This is a genomic window from Serratia grimesii, assembly GCF_900186025.1.
Lineage (GTDB): Bacteria > Pseudomonadota > Gammaproteobacteria > Enterobacterales > Enterobacteriaceae > Serratia > Serratia grimesii.
On the sequence record NZ_LT883155.1, the window covers coordinates 3,361,248 to 3,379,428 of the forward strand.

The following is an 18,181-nucleotide window of genomic DNA, read 5'->3' on the forward strand; positions in this document are numbered from 1 at the left end:
GGCATGATTTAATAATCTGCCGACAGGACGATCGCCGATGAGTAGCCTGCCCCATCCTTCCCTGAAAGACATTCTCGCTCGCCAGGACTGGCAAAACCCGGCCTGTACCCATTACCAGCGGTTAGCGGCACATCCACCGTTTTCCAGCTGGCGCGAACTGAACGCTGCACGTGACGATGTCGCCAGCAAAAGCCGACAAACACTTAATGGTGACTGGTGCTTCAGCTATTTTGATCGTCCAGAGGCGGTGCCGGACAGTTGGTTGCAGCAGGATCTGCGCGACGCTGATCGGCTTAACGTGCCGTCCAACTGGCAGCTTGCCGGTTATGATGCGCCGATCTACACCAACGTCCGTTATCCCATTCCGGTGAATCCGCCACGGGTACCGGAACAGAATCCGACAGGCTGCTATTCCCGGCATTTTACGGTTGATCCTGCGTGGTTGGCTGAGGGGCAGACACGCATCGTCTTTGACGGCGTCAACTCGGCGTTTTATCTGTGGTGCAACGGTCATTGGGTTGGTTATTCACAAGACAGTCGCCTGCCCGCTGAATTTGATCTCAGCCCCTGGCTGTTGGCAGGTGAAAACCGGCTGGCGGTGATGGTGCTGCGCTGGTGCGATGGCAGTTACCTGGAGGATCAGGATATGTGGCGTATGAGCGGAATTTTTCGCGACGTCACCCTACTGCATAAACCAGCCACACATCTGAGCGATATTCGTATTACCACCCCACTTTACGACAGTTTCCGCCGCGGCGAACTGGTGGCAGAAGTCCACGTCAACCGGCCAACGCAGCACCGGGTGCAGTTACAGCTGTGGCGCGATGGCCTGCTCGTGGGGGAGAAAACCCAGGCGATCGGCAGCGAGATTGGTGACGAACGCGGTGCCTATGAGGACCGCACTACCCTGCGCTTGCCGGTAGAGCAGCCGGCGTTGTGGAGCACGGAAACCCCCACGTTGTACCGTGCAACGCTTGCTCTGCTGTCAGCAGAGGGAGAAATCATTGAGGTGGAAGCTTATGATATTGGCTTCCGCCAGGTAGAAATCAGCAATGGCCTGTTGAAGCTGAATGGCCAGCCGTTGCTGATTCGTGGTACCAACCGCCACGAGCATCACCCAGAGCACGGCCAAGTGATGGATGAGGCGTTAATGCGCCATGACATCCTGCTGATGAAGCAACACAACTTCAATGCGGTGCGTTGTTCACACTATCCGAACCACCCGTTATGGTATCGGCTGTGCGATCGTTATGGCCTGTATGTGGTTGACGAAGCCAATATTGAAACCCACGGCATGCAGCCAATGAACCGGTTGTCTGACGATCCGCTATGGTTGCCGGCAATGAGCGAACGCGTGACGCGCATGGTGCAGCGGGATCGCAACCACCCTTGCATCATTATCTGGTCTCTGGGCAACGAGTCTGGCCACGGCAGCAACCATGACGCCCTTTACCGCTGGGTGAAAAGCCAGGATCCTACCCGCCCGGTTCAGTACGAAGGTGGCGGAGCCAACAGCCCCGCGACAGATATTCTCTGTCCAATGTATGCACGGGTCGATCAGGATCAGCCGTTCCCCGCCGTACCCAAATGGTCGATCAAAAAGTGGATCGGCCTGCCAGATGAGTCGCGACCGCTAATCCTGTGTGAATACGCTCATGCGATGGGTAACAGCTTTGGCGGCTTTGACCGTTACTGGCAGGCTTTCCGCCAGTATCCGCGCTTGCAAGGGGGCTTCGTTTGGGACTGGGTCGACCAGGCGCTCACCCGCCGCGGCGAAAACGGTGAGGAATACTGGGCTTACGGCGGTGACTTTGGCGACACACCTAACGATCGCCAGTTTTGTCTTAACGGGTTGGTATTCCCCGATCGCACGCCACACCCCGCGTTGTTTGAAGCGCAACGTGCACAGCAATTTTTCCAGTTTACCTTCGACGCCGATACGCTGACGCTAACCGTCAGCAGCGAGTATCTGTTCCGCCATACCGATAACGAGCGGCTGAATTGGCGGCTGGAATTGGATGGCACAGAGCGCGCCAGCGGCAGCGTTGATCTCTCCTTACCCCCACAAGGCAGCGCCCGTATTCATCTGATCGACCGTTTGCCGATGCTCCACCAACCCGGCGAACTGTGGCTGAATGTAGAAGTGGTGCAACCCCAAGCCACAGACTGGTCCGAGGCGAACCATCGCTGTGCCTGGGACCAATGGTTAGTACCACGTTCATTGCATCTGCCGCCGCCCACACCGAACGGCGTAGCGCCACAACTCAGCCAAAATGACCAGACGATTGTGATCAGCCACGGCAGCCAACGCTGGCAGTTTACACGCGACAATGGCTGTTTAACCCAGTGGTGGCAACACGATCGCCCACAATTGTTGACCCCGCTGCACGATAACTTTGTCCGCGCCCCACTGGATAACGACATCGGTGTCAGCGAAGTCGAACGTATCGATCCCAACGCCTGGGTCGAACGCTGGAAGCTAGCGGGCATGTATCGGTTGGAAGAACACTGCACGCTGTTGCAGGCTGATCCGCTAAGCGACGGCGTACGGGTGGTGAGCGAACATCGGTTCGGGGTTGATGGACTAACGCTGTTTCGCAGCCGCAAACAATGGCTGTTCGACAACCAGGGCACGGTCAGCGTCAGTGTCGACGTAGAGATCGCCGCTGGCCTGCCACCACCAGCACGTATTGGCCTGAGCTGCCAACTGGCAGAAATCCATCCGCAGGTACAATGGTTGGGCCTCGGCCCGCATGAGAACTACCCGGATCGCCGCCTCGCTGCGCAATTCGGCCGTTGGCAACTGCCGCTGGAGGAGTTGCACACGCCGTATATCTTCCCCGGTGAGAATGGCCTGCGCTGTGACACCCGCAGCCTACAGTACGGTGACTGGCACATTGACGGGTTGTTCCACTTCTCACTCAGCCGCTACGGCCTGCGCCAATTGATGGACTGTAGCCACCAGCACCTGCTGCAACCGGAAGCCGGTACCTGGCTTAATCTGGACGGTTTCCATATGGGGGTTGGCGGTGACGATTCCTGGAGCCCGAGCGTCAATGCGGATTACCTGCTTAGTCGCAGCCATTACCATTATCAACTGCGTTTAAAACGCGCAGAGCTGGGCTAAATCTGCCAAAACCTCAACGGGTTGCGCATTCTGTAAGCAAACAGTCACAGAATGCGTAATCCGCCTTTGACATGCCGCCAACACCCCGTTATGATTCCGGCCGTTCAAACGATTCCTCTGTAGTTCAGTCGGTAGAACGGCGGACTGTTAATCCGTATGTCACTGGTTCGAGTCCAGTCAGAGGAGCCATATTTAGAAAAGCCCGCTTAAGGAAACTTAAGCGGGCTTTTTGCTTTTGGAGTTTTTGACCGACGGTTATGAGCGAGAAGCGGATGTTAGCCTCACACGCACATAATCAGTATGTCAGAAGGTCTTTAAAAGATAATGGACCGTTTTGCAGGGATACTTACAGTTCGTCCTGTAACAAATATAAAGTTTTTTTCAGTAATGCCGATAAATGCAGCGATGTACTACCTACAATGGAGATAGGGTATGGGTTTCTGGAAAACGGCAGGACAGATAGCCAAGGGTGCTGCAAATGCACTCGAAAAGCAGGTCAATGAAATGCAGGCAACTAAGATGCGTCTTGAAAGTAAAAACAGTGCCGATCTCAAGCGCCTGATTAAGTCAGAAGGATTGTTTGGCTCAGCTAGCAGCATAGAGAAGAGTATTGCTGTGAAAATCCTCAAAGAGCGCGGCGACGCATAAGGAGATAATCATGGTTGGAACAGTCAGTTTGCCTCATACATGCCCTAACTGCAGGTCTGTGACTGCACACACTGCAGCGCAGCTTGCTACATTATTTGGTTTCAGGACCATTCCCAGCGGCGCCACGAATCAAAGCTGGTGTCGCAAATGTCGATCCTCAAATTGATATAAGCCGCTTAGCGGCTTTTTTTCCTAACTGCTCCAGCTTGGACAGCTTCAAAATGGATCAGGCACTTTCACTCAAAATCATCGGGTTGTGATTTGAGAACTTAAGCTTAAGGGAATTAGGTAAAACGGCGTTCTATTTCACCCTCACCATCGCACTTCCTGCAATCGTCACCTTGGTAATGTCGTTTTCCTTTGCAGATAGGGCATTTAACAAGCTCATAGTCTCGCTCATCTATCTTAGGTAAATCGCGTTTTCTTATGCTTCTCTCACCAATGCATACTGAGCAGTCATATCCGTTTCTTGCTCCGCTTCCTTTACAAATGGGGCACTCAACTTCATCATAGGAGCCAGTATCGATCTGAGCCGCGAGCCTACGTTCTAGCTTTTGATCTCCGCCACATTCAGGACAATCATTGCCCTCGAATCGTCCTGAACCGTCACACAGCGGGCAATCAACCTCTTCATATTCTCTGAGATCAATCTCTACTGCATGTCTCCTGTTCATCTCACGATTGCCATGACATGCGGGGCAATCATTACCTTTGTAATTCGCAGCTCCTTCACAAAGCGGGCAATCAACATTCTCATAATCTTTAACGTCGATGGTTTCAGCATAACGTTTTTCAAGCTGCGCATTTCCACCACATGCAGGGCAATAATCACTGCAGTATCGCCCTTCGCCTTCACAGAGAGGACAGTCAATTAAATTGTATCTGCTTATATCTATCCGGCTGGCGATATCTTTTTCAACCTGTCTGTCTCCATCGCACACAGGGCAATTCGAGCCATTATGCCGACCTTCACCGGTACACAAGGGGCAAGCCACAAAGCCGTAAGCAGCAATGTACTGGTTCCTTATCGCATGTGCTTTATCTAATCGTTTCGCAACACTGTTCTCATTATCTCTTGCAAGTGAAGAAATGCCTTCTGTAATGATTTTAACCTCCTGATATTTAGGATCACTTTTAGACACAGGAGCTAATTTTGGCAGTTTATCCAACGTTGCTTTAGCAATCGTTTCAACAGCCTTGATCTGAGATTGAGTCTTGGCCAGCTTAAGTTGCTTAGCCAATCCCTCACAATCCCCTAAGACCGTTAAGAGCTTTTGACTGATTTCATGTTGTGTGCGCCACAGAAAGATTTTGTATCGATGCAGGACCTGCTTAAAGTTACTTACAAATTCCTTATTTTCATCATTCGGTCCAAAAAGTCCTGCATCATAAGTCGTATGGTGATTACTACACAGCCAAAGAAGATTTTCCGGGTGGTTGTTGTGAGATTGAGATACAGGATCAAGGTGAGCCGCTTCGCAAGTATCTTTATGTCCATGGCAAATGGCACACTCGCCATTTGCTTCATCCTTTATTTCACGGCGTATTTCCTGCGGTATACTCGGGCGTGTTCCAGATTTAAACGGCCATGGAGATTTCAGCCACGCGTTAAAAGCATGGAGTTCGTCCAGCTCAAAGTAGTAAATGTCATCACGCTTCTTCGCAACTTTTAGTTTTCGACTCTCCTTATATTTTGGCGCATAAGATGTTAGCCACCGTAACAATGTTGGGGACATCCCAGTGATGCATGCTGCTTCAAATTCTGTGCAAATTTTTTTCTTAGTCATATCCAGCTCTTTTTATGCGAATTTCCTTAACGTTACAGATAGAGACATTACTAAGATTATGGAGTGATAATCAATAAAGTTGATCCGCTCTTCGTTGACCTGCTCCCCGCAGATTAGTACATCTCGATGTTAGCAACGCCCGCCTCTGGCACAGAGCAGACTGCTAGAGCTCTTTGGACACAATCTCGCTTTGAGCCGACTTTTTGATGCTTGTTCTGGCTACCCTTCCTTTGCAGATAACATCGTAGAACGATCAATACATGAAGCGAAGTGTTTAAACCCGCTTTAAGTAACAAGCAACTATTGGGGCTCATTCTGGTGGTCTTGACAAGACTCGAATTCAGATTTTTATTTTTATTCAGCCATTTATGGCAAAGTCGATACCAGTCAGAGGAGCCATATTTAGAAAAACTCGCTTAAGGAAACTTAGGCGGGCTTTTTGCTTTTTATCCTGTAATCACATAACGGCAATCCTTACGTTGCGGTTAGCAAAGCGAACCAAACTCCATACTCATGGGGTCAATCATCGCCAAAAAGACTCCGCATACCGTTTCTCCCTGCCAGGATGCGCAAATTGCCTCAGCACAGAGTTGATCATCCGCAAAAGCCATATCAATAAAGACGCCATTACCCAAACAGACCAAATATTGGTTTTTCCAGCCAGTTTGATGCGCGAGATGACGTTCTATCATGGCGTTATAGGCCGCATGCATCGTGCTTTCGTTAACACCCGGTTTTAGACGAAATCGTCCTATTTCAATGCCGTATCCTTTTCTGACCACCGAGGTTTGAACACGCGGTGCCACATAGTGCCCCATACTGTCCAAGTGGCTTACGGAAGATCTAAAACTCAAGAACTCTGGCAAACTCGCAACCGCTTTTGCCGCAACCTGTGCTTCCTCATGGCTTCTCCACACGACCAGATCAACACGTTCGCAAAGGACATCCATACCTGAGAAGGCGATCCAGTCGATGTAACCGGGAAACCGTTTCAGTTCACGTTGTGCAATCTCTCTGGCGGCGTCTGCCACTTGCGGGTCTTTCACCTGGTAAGTCACTATTTCGTAGCATAGAGGGGTCATCTGAACTCCATTATCGTCATGAAATGAAGCCTGAATCGTATTACACTCCCCTGACAGGTTTTGTCAGGGTAGTTCATCACATTCAATGAAAACCATACGGTTATTCACTTTATTAGATCATCTTCGCAGTCGCATACATCCGGTCTCAGCTGAAGTGTTGGCACACACTCTGAATGTGTCTGTCAGAACAATCTACAGAGACATGGTGACCCTGCAGGCAATGGGCGCACCTATCCGCGGTGAGTCAGGTTTAGGCTACTTGCTCGAAAAGGGACACTTTCTACCGCCGCTCAATTTCGATCATGACGAGCTGGAGGTGATTATGCTCGGCATGCGAATGATGGCCGCACGGGGTGATGATTCTCTTTCGGCCGCAGCTGGCCGTGTCTCAGCTAAAATTGGTGCCGTGATAGATGTTAAACATACCGATGCTTATAAACGATTGCCTCTCAGGGCGGTATCACGACACACCAAAGAAAAAGTGAATGCCAATAAGCATCTGACATTTCTTCGAGAGGCGATTCGTAAAAAATCTCTATTGAGTATTGCTTATGTCGATCTCCAGGGACGAGAAAGCAACCGGATAGCCCGTCCGCTTGGTTTAACTCTATTCGATGAAGTATGGTTACTCACGATCTGGTGCGGAACACGCTCAGATTTCCGCAATCTACGAGTTGATAATATTGTGTCTGTGACAAACACTGGAGAACGTTTCCGGCCAGAAAGCGGAAAGTTATTTGAAGATTATCTGAAAACACTGTAGCAAAAACCTGCCGCTTATTATCACATACTGACAATACCAACATGCCCACCTGCTCTCCCTCAAGGCACTGAGATTATCGGGACGGAAGGAACATGAACAATCAACACATCAACAGTTAAGTGGTTGATGAACTCAAAAGAGAAAGACGTGTAAACCCCCATAAAACGATTTTCATGGCCCAGCATGACCAGATCTATTTCTTCCTTATCGATCACTGCTTGAACGTCTTTAAATCTATGGATACTGACGATCGATTTTACTTTGACGTCAAAATGCGCAGATCCAATCAAACGGCTTAGCATCGCCTTCGCCTCGATCACTTCATGTGACTGACGATCCTTGGTTAAGGCATCGCTGGTGTAATCCAACTCTCTGTAGTCTTCGCTGATATGCCCCAGCGTGATACAGGTGCCCATTTCTTTCGCAAGGCGTTCGGCATGCGCCAACATGAGCTGACCATCTGTCTCATTTTGGACCAACAACAACGCATGCTTATAAATGTGCATACATCACCTCTCAAAAAGTAGATAAACTTAGGGTCATCTAAGACTAATACCCTTTTTTGTCTATTTCTGTTCTGTCGATCACGCCATAACAACCTATTAATATAACTACGTTCAATAGCTGCCAACTATTACAACATTCAACCTTTCCTATTTTATCTATCCGCATCTACTGACTAAGCTTAATCCTGAGAGTCGACGCGATCTCCATTTTCTCTTGGCGTATAAAAATCACTTTAAATCAGTTGATTAGTTAGACATTAGCGCAACACCCGACGCGAGCATTGGCCCGCGATGTCACGTTAACAGCTCCTCAGGTACAGGACAGACAGGGCCTGACGAGCGAACCTACAGAAGCAGAGAGCGCACCATGACAACTGAAAGTAAATGCCCGTTTTCCGGCAGCGGTAAGCCAAATACACCGCGCCGCGGCCCTTCAAATCAGGACTGGTGGCCAAACCAACTTAGCCTGAAGCCGCTGCACCAACACTCCTCCCTTTCCGACCCGATGGACCCTGACTTCGATTACGCCAAAGCCTTCAACAGCCTTGACCTGGCCGCCGTTAAACAAGATCTGCACGCTCTGATGACTGACTCACAGGATTGGTGGCCGGCAGACTTTGGTCACTATGGTGGTCTGTTCATCCGTATGGCTTGGCACAGTGCCGGTACTTACCGTATCGGTGATGGTCGCGGTGGCGCAGGTGAAGGTCAGCAACGTTTTGCACCACTCAACAGTTGGCCTGACAACGTGAGCCTCGATAAAGCCCGTCGCTTACTGTGGCCGATCAAACAGAAATACGGTCGCAAAATCTCCTGGGCCGATCTGATTATCCTGACCGGCAACGTGGCGCTCGAATCCATGGGCTTTAAAACCTTTGGCTACGCGGGGGGTCGCGCCGACACCTGGGAACCGGATGATGTTTACTGGGGATCGGAAAAGATCTGGTTGGAACTGAGCGGCGGTGCGAATAGCCGTTATTCTGGCGATCGTGATCTCGAAAACCCACTGGCAGCCGTGCAAATGGGGCTGATTTACGTCAACCCAGAAGGCCCGGACGGTAACCCTGACCCGGTCGCTGCGGCACGCGATATTCGCGAAACCTTCGCCCGCATGGCAATGAACGACGAAGAGACCGTGGCGCTGATTGCCGGTGGTCACACCTTCGGTAAAACTCACGGTGCAGGTCCAGCGTCGCACGTCGGTGACGATCCAGAATCTGCGGGCCTGGAGCTACAAGGCCTTGGCTGGCAGAGTAGTTTCGGTACCGGTAAGGGGAAAGACGCGATCACCAGCGGTTTGGAAGTGACCTGGACGACCACCCCCACCCAGTGGAACCACGACTTCTTTAGGCACCTGTTTGAATACGAGTGGGAGTTGACGCAAAGCCCGGCTGGCGCACATCAATGGGTAGCCAAAGACGTCGGAGATACCATTCCAGATGCATTTGATCCGGCGAAAAAACAGCGCCCCACCATGCTGACAACCGACCTGTCGCTGCGCTTCGATCCAGAGTACGAAAAGATCTCACGCCGCTTCTATGAACATCCTGACCAGCTTGCTGATGCTTTCGCTCGCGCCTGGTACAAGTTGACCCACCGCGATATGGGGCCACGCGCTCGTTATCTCGGTCCAGAAGTACCGGCAGAAGAGCTGATTTGGCAGGATCCGATCCCAGAAGTCGATCATCAGTTGATCAACGATCAGGATATCGCTGCGCTAAAAACCCAAATTCTGGCTTCCGGTTTGCCGATCTCAGTACTGGTATCCACCGCCTGGGCTTCAGCGTCTACTTTCCGCGGTTCCGATAAGCGTGGCGGTGCCAACGGTGCGCGCATTCGTCTGGCACCGCAGAAAGACTGGGCAATCAACCAACCGGCTCAACTGGCGCAAACACTGGCCACGCTGGAAGGGATCCAGCAGGCGTTCAACAATGCCCAGTCGGGTAACAAACGCGTTTCGCTGGCAGATCTGATCGTACTGGCCGGTGTGGCAGGCGTCGAGCAGGCAGCGATCAACGCGGGTCATCCTGTCAGCGTACCCTTCACGCCGGGCCGTATGGATGCGACACAAGAGCAGACCGATGTCGACTCCTTTGAAGCGATGGAGCCGGTTGCCGATGGTTTCCGTAACTACCTGCAGCGCCAGTTCAACATTCCGGCCGAAGCCCTACTGGTCGACAAAGCGCAGTTGCTGACGCTGACGGCACCGGAAATGACGGTACTGGTCGGCGGGTTGCGGGTGTTAAACGCCAACGTGGGTCAAAGCCAGCACGGCGTATTAACCCAACGGCCGCAGGCACTGAGCAACGACTTCTTCGTCAACCTGCTTGATATGGGCACCACCTGGAAACCGGTGGGCGATGATGGCGTGTTTGAAGGCCGCGACAGCAAAACGGGTGCGCTGAAGTGGACGGCAACACGTGCTGATCTGATCTTTGGTTCACACTCTCAACTGCGGGCACTGGCGGAAGTCTATGGCAGTGCCGATGCGCAGGCGAGTTTTGTGCGGGACTTTGTTGCCGCCTGGAATAAGGTGATGAACCTCGATCGTTTCGACCTCGCCTAAATGAGAACCGCAGTAACGTCGCCCGCTTAAGGAAACTTAGGCGGGCTTTTTATTCTCCGTTAACCGGGAATAGCCGCTCACCAAGAAAATCGATAAACACACGCAGTTTTGGGGCCAAATATTTGCTGGAGGGCCAGATAACCCGGAAAGAACCCTGATGCTCAACGAAGCCTTCCAATACCTTTTGCAGTTCACCGTGTTGCAGTGCCCTCTTCACCATAAAATCCGGCAGGCAAGCGATGCCCAAACCGGCCTGTGCCACCGGCAGCAAGGCTTCGGTGGTGTTACAGATCATGGTGGCCGGCAGCTCAGACAAACCTGGATCCCTTAATGGCCAAGGCTCAAGCCGCCCTGTGGTGGGGAATTTATGCTGTAAACAGGCATGATTGAGCAAGTCCGTCGGCTTTTCCGGCCGACCGCGTCGTTTTAAATACTCTGGCGACGCCACTAACACTAACTGAAAACCGCCAAGCCGCCGAGACACCAACCGCGAGTCCGTCGGCTCACCAGTACGTACCACCGCGTCAAACCCTTCCTCGACGATATCCACCATGCGATCTGAAAAGTCGACGTCCAACGCAATGTCCGGGTACTGATGCATAAAGTCGGTCAGCACTGGCATTATCAGTCCGCTGACCAGCGGCAAGCTGACACGCAGCTTGCCACGTGGCGTGCCACGGCTGTCGGCCAATTCGAGTTCAGCTGCGGCTAGCTCCGCCAGAATACGGCGGCAACGCTCAAGAAACAGTGCCCCTTCTGCCGTCAGCGTCACGCTGCGTGTACTGCGGTGAAACAGCCGTACCGCCAGCCGTTGCTCCATACGTGCCACACTCTTACCCACTGCGGATGACGATACCCCCAGTTGCCGCCCAGCATCGGAGAAACTGCGCGTTTCTGCAACCTGCACAAACGCCAGAATGCCATTAAGACTGTCCATCATGCATGTTTCCTTATTCAGGACATTTTTGTCCGATATCTATGGAAATTTAGCCTATTTTTCTTCGATGTGGGAGAGATTACCTTGATGGCTACGCAGTCGCAGGCCATGACACGGTCCTTAATGCTGCACAACACCCGCTTGCGGGCTTTTTCCACCCGATGCAGATAAACGCCATGACACAAATAACTTCGACCGCAGACCACATTGAGATCCGGGCATGGCTGCAATTATTTGCCGCCTGCCTGACCGGTATTCTTATTCCACTGAGCTTCACCGGCCCCGCAGTGGTGTTGCCCTCCATCAGTCATTCATTGGGTGGTAGCGCCGTACAACTGAGTTGGGTCGTTAATGGTTATATCCTCACTTATGGCAGCGCAATGATGGCCGCCGGTAGCCTGACCGACATTTATGGCCGTAAACGCGTCTGGCTACTCGGTCTGGGTGCATTTGCCATCCTGACGATGATGATCCCTTTCGCCCCTTCGGTGGTGGGCATCGATATTTTGCGGCTGGCGCAAGGTCTGGCTGGCGCGGCGGCTTTCGCCGGAGCCATGTCTTCACTGGCGCAGACCTTTCATGGCGCGGTGCGCACCCGGATCTTCAGCCTGTTGGGCACCACGTTCGGCATTGGTTTGGCTTTCGGGCCGTTGGCATCAGGCTGGTTAGTGGTGACAGCAGGTTGGCAATGGGTGTTTTTTGCCACGGCACTGATTGCTGTGGCGGGATTGGTGTTAGTGGCACTCAGTGCAACAGAGTCCCGCGATCCCGATGCTGCTGGGCTGGACTGGCCCGGTGCCATCAGTTTTACCGCAGCGTTGGCATTGTTCACCTATGCCATTCTGCTCGCCCCTGACAACGGTTGGGCCAGCCTGTCGGTGGCCGGTTCATTGCTGCTGTCGCTGGCGGTCTTTATCGCTTTTGTACTGATTGAACAACGAGTCACGCGACCGATGCTCGATCTGACGTTATTCCGCAGTACCCGCTTTATTGGGGTTCAGGTGCTGGCAGCCACACCGGCCTTCTTTTTTGTGGTGTTGATCGTCATGCTGCCGGGTCGCTTTATCGGCATTGATGGGCAGAGCGCCCTTGAAGCCGGTAAAACCATGATTGCGCTAGCGGCTCCGTTGCTGTTTGTGCCCTTCCTTGCCGCACTCCTGGCACACCGTTTTACCTCTGGTGTGCTTTCCGGTATTGGGCTGCTGCTGGTCGCTGTCGGACTGGCCTGGCTGGGTCATGTGGCAGCAAATAACGGCAACGGATTGATAGCGCCCATGCTGTTGATCGGTACCGGTATTGGTCTGCCCTGGGGGTTGATGGATGCCATGGCCGTCAGCGTGGTGGAAAAAGAACGGGCCGGTATGGCGACCGGCATTTTCAACGCAGTACGGGTTTCAGCTGACGGTATCGCAATTGCGATTGCCGGCGCAGTGCTTGCCATGCTTATTCAGGGCGGTTTGTTTGATGCCCTCCCCAGCGTTACCAACACCCAACAGATGATAGAAGCAGCCAACCGCGCAGCGCTCGGCGACGTGAACAGTGCGGCTACCCTGCTGCCCGGGCAACGTCAATTAACACTGCAAATCTACGATCAGGCATTTCGTCACTTGCTGTATATCCTGGCAATCGCCTCTGCCGCAACGGCGATATTGATCTTTATGCTATTGGGACGGTTACATGCCCACAACAGCGCGGCGGAGCAAACATGATTGCCCGCCGCGGCTGTTTTATTCCCCTGGTTTTTCTCTTCCTAAATGCCGCAGATCAAGCGACAGGAAGTGATGCACCTGCGGTTTTTCCGGGCCAATATGGAACTGCAGCGCGGCCTGTTGCAGATCGGCATCTGCATGCGAAACACGTTGATGCTGGCGCAAATGTTCTGCCCAGGATTCCACCATGAACCACTCCATCACGCACTGTGGATCGGCAGTATGCTCAGTCAGGCCCCAGGCATAGGCACCGTCGCGACGCCGCACACGTGAAAGCTGATGCAACGTCCGCAGGAACTGCGGACGATCTTCCAGCCGCACGCGGTATTCGACCTGGATCATCACTGGTCCACGATCGTTCTCTACCGGTGTGTTGAGCAAGGGTTCCGGCCAGTGATTGGACGGCTGCAGATCGGCTTCCCCTTCCGGCAAACGAATACGATGAAACGCCAGGGAAATCACTAACAACCCAATGCCGCCCGTCAGCAGCGTGGCTGCCACGCCGATCTCTTGGGCAATCAACCCCCACAACAAGCTACCGGCAGCCATAGCACCATTGAACACCATCAAATAAATCGCCAGTCCGCGCCCACGCACCCAGTTTGGCAATACCCCTTGTGCTGCCCCATTCAGTGATGTCAGCGCGATGATCCAGCCGGCACCCAGCGCCAACAGCAGTAATACAGCCAACCACTGCGGCGGGGCCAACGATAACAGTGCCATCACCGCGGCGGTAATCACTGCCGCCAAGAGCACCAAACCATCAGCGTTTAGCCGCTGGCGTAACCGCGGCAACAGCACCGCACCGCCTATCGCTCCCGCCCCCACGGCGCCCAACAGGATGCCGTAGAAACCTGCGGTACCACCCAACATCTGCCGTGCCACTAATGGCAATAACGCCCAAACCGAACTGGAGAACACGAAGAAGACCGCCGCCCGTAACAACACGACGTGCAGTTCACGGCTGGCGCGGGCATAGCGAATTCCGGCGCGGAAAGCGCCAAAGAAATGCTCGGAAAGGCCGTTATCCTCCACCTTGGGTCTGCGCCACCACAGTAGAGCTGAAACAACGAATACGTAGCTAAGTATGTCAGCGCCGTAGGCTGCGCCAGCGCCAAAGCTCGCCAACAACAAGCCTCCCGCCGCCGGGCCAATGGCGCGGGCGATGTTAATCCCCAGCGAGTTCAGCGCAACTGCATTTCTGAGATCGGCACGCGGTACCAGCTCGGGTACGATAGATTGCCAGGTTGGCCCCATCAGTGCCCCACCGATGCCACCGATAAAGGTCAACACCAGTAAATACTCAACGGTCAGCGCGCCACTTTGCGACAGTAACAATAAGGTGCCGCTGACGCAGGCCAGCAGAATCTGGACAAAAATAAGGAAACGACGGCGGTCAAGAATGTCTGACAATACCCCCGCCGGGATTGCCAGCAGGAACACTGGCAGTGTGGCCGCTGTCTGCATCAATGCCACTGCCGATGGATTAGAGGATAAATCCGTCACCAGCCAGGAACTGGCGACGTCGCGCATAAAGCTACCAACGTTGCCCAATACCGTGGCCCCCCACAGCACCGCAAATACCGGGATCTTCAACGGCGCGAAACCGCCAGGTGCTGCTTTGCTCTCAGCCGATTCAGCCATCGTTATGCTCCTTGAGATCGTAAAGCGCGACCAGCAGCAACGCACCCGCCAGCCCAATATGTTCAAAAAATCCGTTCATACCGGTAAAGCGCTCCGGCGGGCTCATTTCCCAAAAACGGTTAGCCATCAGCGTGGCGGCCAGGGTAAATCCGGCCAGCGCCAACGCGCCCAGCCAGCGGTAAAAACCCGTCAGGATCAGTGCCGAAGCCCCCAGTTCAAGCACAATCACCAGGCTGGCAAACAACGCTGCCGGCTGTAGACCAAAATGGGTCATCTCCGCCATAGCCCCGTTAAAATCCAGCACTTTGACCAAACCGCCCTGTATGTAGGCGGCGCAAATCGCCGCTAGCATCAAGCCGCGAATAAAGGGAGTATTAATAGAGGAAATTCGGGTGCCATCTTGCGTGGTCGGCGGGCTCATAGATCGTCTCCCAGTAGAGGTGTGAATGCATTTTCCGGGTCAAGATTAAGGCAGGAGAGAAAGCCGTGATAACGGAATTATTTTCGCATGATCGCCAGTTTTTTTGCTGAAGATACCGGCTTTGCCTCAGTGCGCAACGCCGGTTGAGTCCGTTAGATATTTTCCAGATCGATGCCGCGTGTTTTGGGACCGAATACCCCAATGACCACCATCACAATCAGCATGCTGGCAACGATAAACACAATGACACCCACCGAGCCACTGTATTGCAGGATCATGCCAATAATCAGGCTGCTGAATACCGTCGACAACCGACTAAAAGAATAGCAGAACCCGACAGCACGGGCGCGGATGTAGGTCGGAAACACCTCTGACTGGTAGGAATGATAACTGTAGGTCAGCCAAGCATTAGACCAGGTGATGAAAAACCCGCACAAAATTAGCCACAGCGGGTTGTTCTGCATAGCAAAAAGCGAACCGAAAACAACCGTGACCAGACAAGAAAGGACTATTTGCCATTTGTTTTCCATCTTGTCGGCATAGCGACTGCACAGCAGTGACCCCAACGGATAAGCCAGAGTAATAAAGAAGGCATACAGCAGACTGTGGGTGATCGACGCGCCCTTTCCAGCCAACAAGGCGGGTAACCAGTTACCAAAACCAAAGAAACCTATTGCCTGGAAGAAATTCATCACCACCAGCATCAAGGTGCGTCCACGGTATCGCGGCGCCCAGATATCTTTAAAGCTGCCCTGCGCCGGTATCTCGTTTTGTATCCCGGTATCGCGCAATGGGAACTCTGTTGTTTGGACAACACCGCAACGGCGCTCCATAGCCAACATCACTTGCCGGACCTCTGCGTAACGTCGCTGTTGCGCCAACCAGCGTGGCGATTCCGGTAACCCTTTACGCACCAGCCAAATCACCAGTGACGCCACCGCACCGGCGATCACCACATAACGCCAGCCACTCAAGCCCAGAATGGTTTGTGGAACCAACCACCAGGACATCAGCGCCACCGTCGGGACCGACAGAAACTGAATGAAAAAAGAAAAAGCAAACGCCCGGGTGCGCAGATGTGCGGGCACCCATTCGGTCAGATAGGTATCGATCGTCACCAACTCAATCCCCAGTCCGACACCGACCAGAAAACGCAGGAAGATCACCCACTCTGCCTGGTGCTGAAAAGCCAGAAACAACGAAAACACGCCATACCAGGCCAGCGCAAACATAAAGGTCGTGCGTCGGCCAAAGCGATCGGCATAGGGACTGAGCAGGCTGGCACCGATAAACAGGCCAAGAAAGGTCGCGGAGGCAAACGCTGCTTGATCAGAGACGCCGAACACACCTTGCGTCCCCGTATGGAATATACCTTCTGCGATTAAACCGGTGCTGATATAACCGGTTTGAAACAGGTCGTAGAGTTCAAAAAAGCCCCCTAACGCCAGCAAGGCGATAAACCGCCACAGGCCAGCTGAGGTCGGTAATGCATCAATTCTCGCTGACAGATCCTGTTCATGGATAGGCGATTGGGCCACTCCATTGTTTTCAGTAACCAAATAGCCACTCACCATTAACCATCCCATAACACAATCAATAATTTTCTATGCTATAGGCTCGGTGTCGGAGTTAAATATTTAATTAGCAGACTATGAAAAATAATTAAGCATAAAAAACTGCAGCAATCTGTTTTGCTGAGAGAAAGTTTAATCGGGGGGAGGAAACCTGATAGTGAGCTCAAGGCGCACTATCAGTAAGAAGGCGGTTAGCGGATGTGGTGGTGTTGGAACCGTTCACTGCGGTAAAAGTTCAGCAGGCACCAGCCAAGGGCGATCAACGCCAGCGGGGCAGCGACAAAACCTATGTTACCCATGCCCAGATACTGGCTAACCTGATTGCCCAGCAGTGCACCAGCGCCGATGCCGAAGTTGTATAACCCGGAGTAAATCGACATGGCGACATCGGTCGCATCCGGTGCCAGATTCAATACCTTGGCCTGCATGGATAAGCCAATCGCCATGATTGCCATGCCCCACACGGCAAACAATAACGTCAGATGGTTTTCATTGCCGGAGGCCGGTAACAGCAACAGCAGGCTCAACATCAGCAACGCGATGGCACCGATGAAAAAGCCAGAAGGGAAACGTTCGCTATAGCGGCTAAACAGCAGGCTCCCGATGATACCGGCAGCACCGAACAGCAGCAGCATCAGCGTCGTGAAGTTTTCCGACAGCCCTGCCACGGTCTGAATAAAGGGCTCGATATAACTGTAAGCGGTGAAGTTTGCTGTCACCACAATAATGGTCAGCATATACAGGCTGACCAGTGCCGGGCGCTTAAACAGCATGGGTACGCTGGCCAATGAACCGGAATGTTCGCTTTTCAGCACCGGCAGCAAGCGCCACAGCAGCACCAACGCCAGCGTGGCACAGACGGCGATACCGATAAAGGTCATACGCCAACCCAGGATCTGTCCAACGATACGCCCCAGCGGCAAGCCAAGTACCATCGCCAGCGCAGTACCGCCCGCCAGCAAGCTCAGTGCCTGTGCTTTTTTGCCTGCGGGTGCAACGCGGATCGCCAGTGAGGCGGTGATAGACCAGAATACGGCGTGGGCTAGCGCAACACCTGCACGGGAGATCACCAGCGTGGTGAAGTTCCATGCCACGGCGGTCAACACATGACTGGCGATAAACAGAATAAATACCCCGATCAGCAGCTTACGCCGCTCGATCTTGCTGGTCAGCAACATGCACACTAACGAGGCCGCGGCGACGATCCAGGCATAAATAGTGATGATTAAACCCACCTGCTCGGTCTGCATCGAGAAGCTTTGGGCGATATCACTCAGCAAACCCACCGGAATAAACTCCGTGGTATTGAAGATAAATGCCGAGACAGCAAGAATGACCACGCGCAACCAGGCAGTTGAGCGAGAGACCTGAGTGTGTTCCATGTTAAACGGGATCCGGGCAGGTGCGGGAAGTAGCG

General features: G+C 53.0%; 13 protein-coding genes and 1 tRNA gene. 6 read left to right on the forward strand and 8 right to left on the reverse strand.

The genetic code is table 11. From position 1 onward, the window contains the following. The first annotated feature begins 37 nt into the window (after window positions 1-37). The 3 genes from SGBXF1_RS15915 (at window position 38) to SGBXF1_RS15925 (ending at window position 3,775) form a co-directional block, all read left to right on the forward strand. Window positions 38-3,127 carry a beta-galactosidase gene (locus SGBXF1_RS15915; RefSeq protein ID WP_186427158.1) on the forward strand — a complete coding sequence of 1,030 codons (3,090 nt, stop codon included), beginning with the start codon at window positions 38-40 and terminating at the stop codon, window positions 3,125-3,127. A gap of 113 nt (window positions 3,128-3,240) precedes the next feature. Continuing rightward, a tRNA-Asn gene (locus SGBXF1_RS15920) sits at window positions 3,241-3,316 on the forward strand. Between the two features lie 243 nt (window positions 3,317-3,559). Then, window positions 3,560-3,775, forward strand: a complete 216-nt coding sequence (locus tag SGBXF1_RS15925; protein ID WP_130381363.1) for a transposase — start codon at window positions 3,560-3,562, stop codon at window positions 3,773-3,775. Window positions 3,776-4,059: 284 nt separating this feature from the next. Here SGBXF1_RS15925 and SGBXF1_RS15930 read toward each other — a convergent pair whose 3' ends face one another. Continuing rightward, complete coding sequence (locus SGBXF1_RS15930) at window positions 4,060-5,562, reverse strand: HNH endonuclease (protein WP_130381365.1); 1,503 nt, start codon at window positions 5,560-5,562, stop codon at window positions 4,060-4,062. Between the two features lie 485 nt (window positions 5,563-6,047). Continuing rightward, the gene (locus SGBXF1_RS15935) at window positions 6,048-6,644 is read right to left on the reverse strand and encodes a hypothetical protein (RefSeq protein WP_186427159.1); all 597 of its coding nucleotides are present in this window, start codon (window positions 6,642-6,644) and stop codon (window positions 6,048-6,050) included. A gap of 85 nt (window positions 6,645-6,729) precedes the next feature. Between SGBXF1_RS15935 and SGBXF1_RS15940 the strand changes: the two genes are divergently transcribed. Beyond that, entirely contained in the window at window positions 6,730-7,407 is a 678-nt protein-coding gene (locus SGBXF1_RS15940; protein ID WP_061806679.1) for a helix-turn-helix transcriptional regulator, read from the forward strand. 59 nt (window positions 7,408-7,466) lie between these two features. On the opposite strand, the gene SGBXF1_RS15945 is transcribed toward SGBXF1_RS15940, so the two are convergent. Continuing rightward, entirely contained in the window at window positions 7,467-7,913 is a 447-nt protein-coding gene (locus SGBXF1_RS15945) for a universal stress protein (RefSeq protein ID WP_186427160.1), read from the reverse strand. A 367-nt stretch (window positions 7,914-8,280) separates the two neighbouring features. On the opposite strand from SGBXF1_RS15945, the gene katG reads away from it, so the two are divergent. After that, window positions 8,281-10,479, forward strand: a complete 2,199-nt coding sequence (gene katG / locus SGBXF1_RS15950) for a catalase/peroxidase HPI (protein WP_186427161.1) — start codon at window positions 8,281-8,283, stop codon at window positions 10,477-10,479. Window positions 10,480-10,528: 49 nt separating this feature from the next. On the opposite strand, the gene SGBXF1_RS15955 is transcribed toward katG, so the two are convergent. Further along, on the reverse strand, window positions 10,529-11,416 hold the full coding sequence (locus tag SGBXF1_RS15955) for a LysR family transcriptional regulator (RefSeq protein ID WP_186428523.1): 888 nt from the start codon (window positions 11,414-11,416) through the stop codon (window positions 10,529-10,531). Window positions 11,417-11,592: 176 nt separating this feature from the next. On the opposite strand from SGBXF1_RS15955, the gene SGBXF1_RS15960 reads away from it, so the two are divergent. Next, window positions 11,593-13,125, forward strand: coding sequence for an MFS transporter (locus SGBXF1_RS15960; protein WP_186427162.1), 1,533 nt, complete (start codon window positions 11,593-11,595; stop codon window positions 13,123-13,125). 18 nt (window positions 13,126-13,143) lie between these two features. Here SGBXF1_RS15960 and SGBXF1_RS15965 read toward each other — a convergent pair whose 3' ends face one another. The 4 genes from SGBXF1_RS15965 to SGBXF1_RS15980 all read right to left on the reverse strand — a co-directional run bounded on the left by SGBXF1_RS15965 (window position 13,144) and on the right by SGBXF1_RS15980 (window position 18,146). Next, window positions 13,144-14,769, reverse strand: coding sequence for an MFS transporter (locus SGBXF1_RS15965; protein ID WP_130381377.1), 1,626 nt, complete (start codon window positions 14,767-14,769; stop codon window positions 13,144-13,146). After that, window positions 14,762-15,190 (reverse strand): DoxX family protein, encoded by a 429-nt coding sequence (locus SGBXF1_RS15970; protein ID WP_130381379.1) that lies wholly within the window; start codon window positions 15,188-15,190, stop codon window positions 14,762-14,764. Before SGBXF1_RS15970 ends, SGBXF1_RS15965 begins: the two co-directional genes overlap by 8 nt. A 152-nt stretch (window positions 15,191-15,342) precedes the next feature. After that, a complete protein-coding gene (locus SGBXF1_RS15975) occupies window positions 15,343-16,776 on the reverse strand; it encodes an MFS transporter (protein ID WP_238320978.1) in 1,434 nt (477 codons plus the stop codon). 179 nt (window positions 16,777-16,955) lie between these two features. Continuing rightward, entirely contained in the window at window positions 16,956-18,146 is a 1,191-nt protein-coding gene (locus tag SGBXF1_RS15980; RefSeq protein ID WP_037416996.1) for a sugar transporter, read from the reverse strand. Window positions 18,147-18,181: the final 35 nt, after the last annotated feature.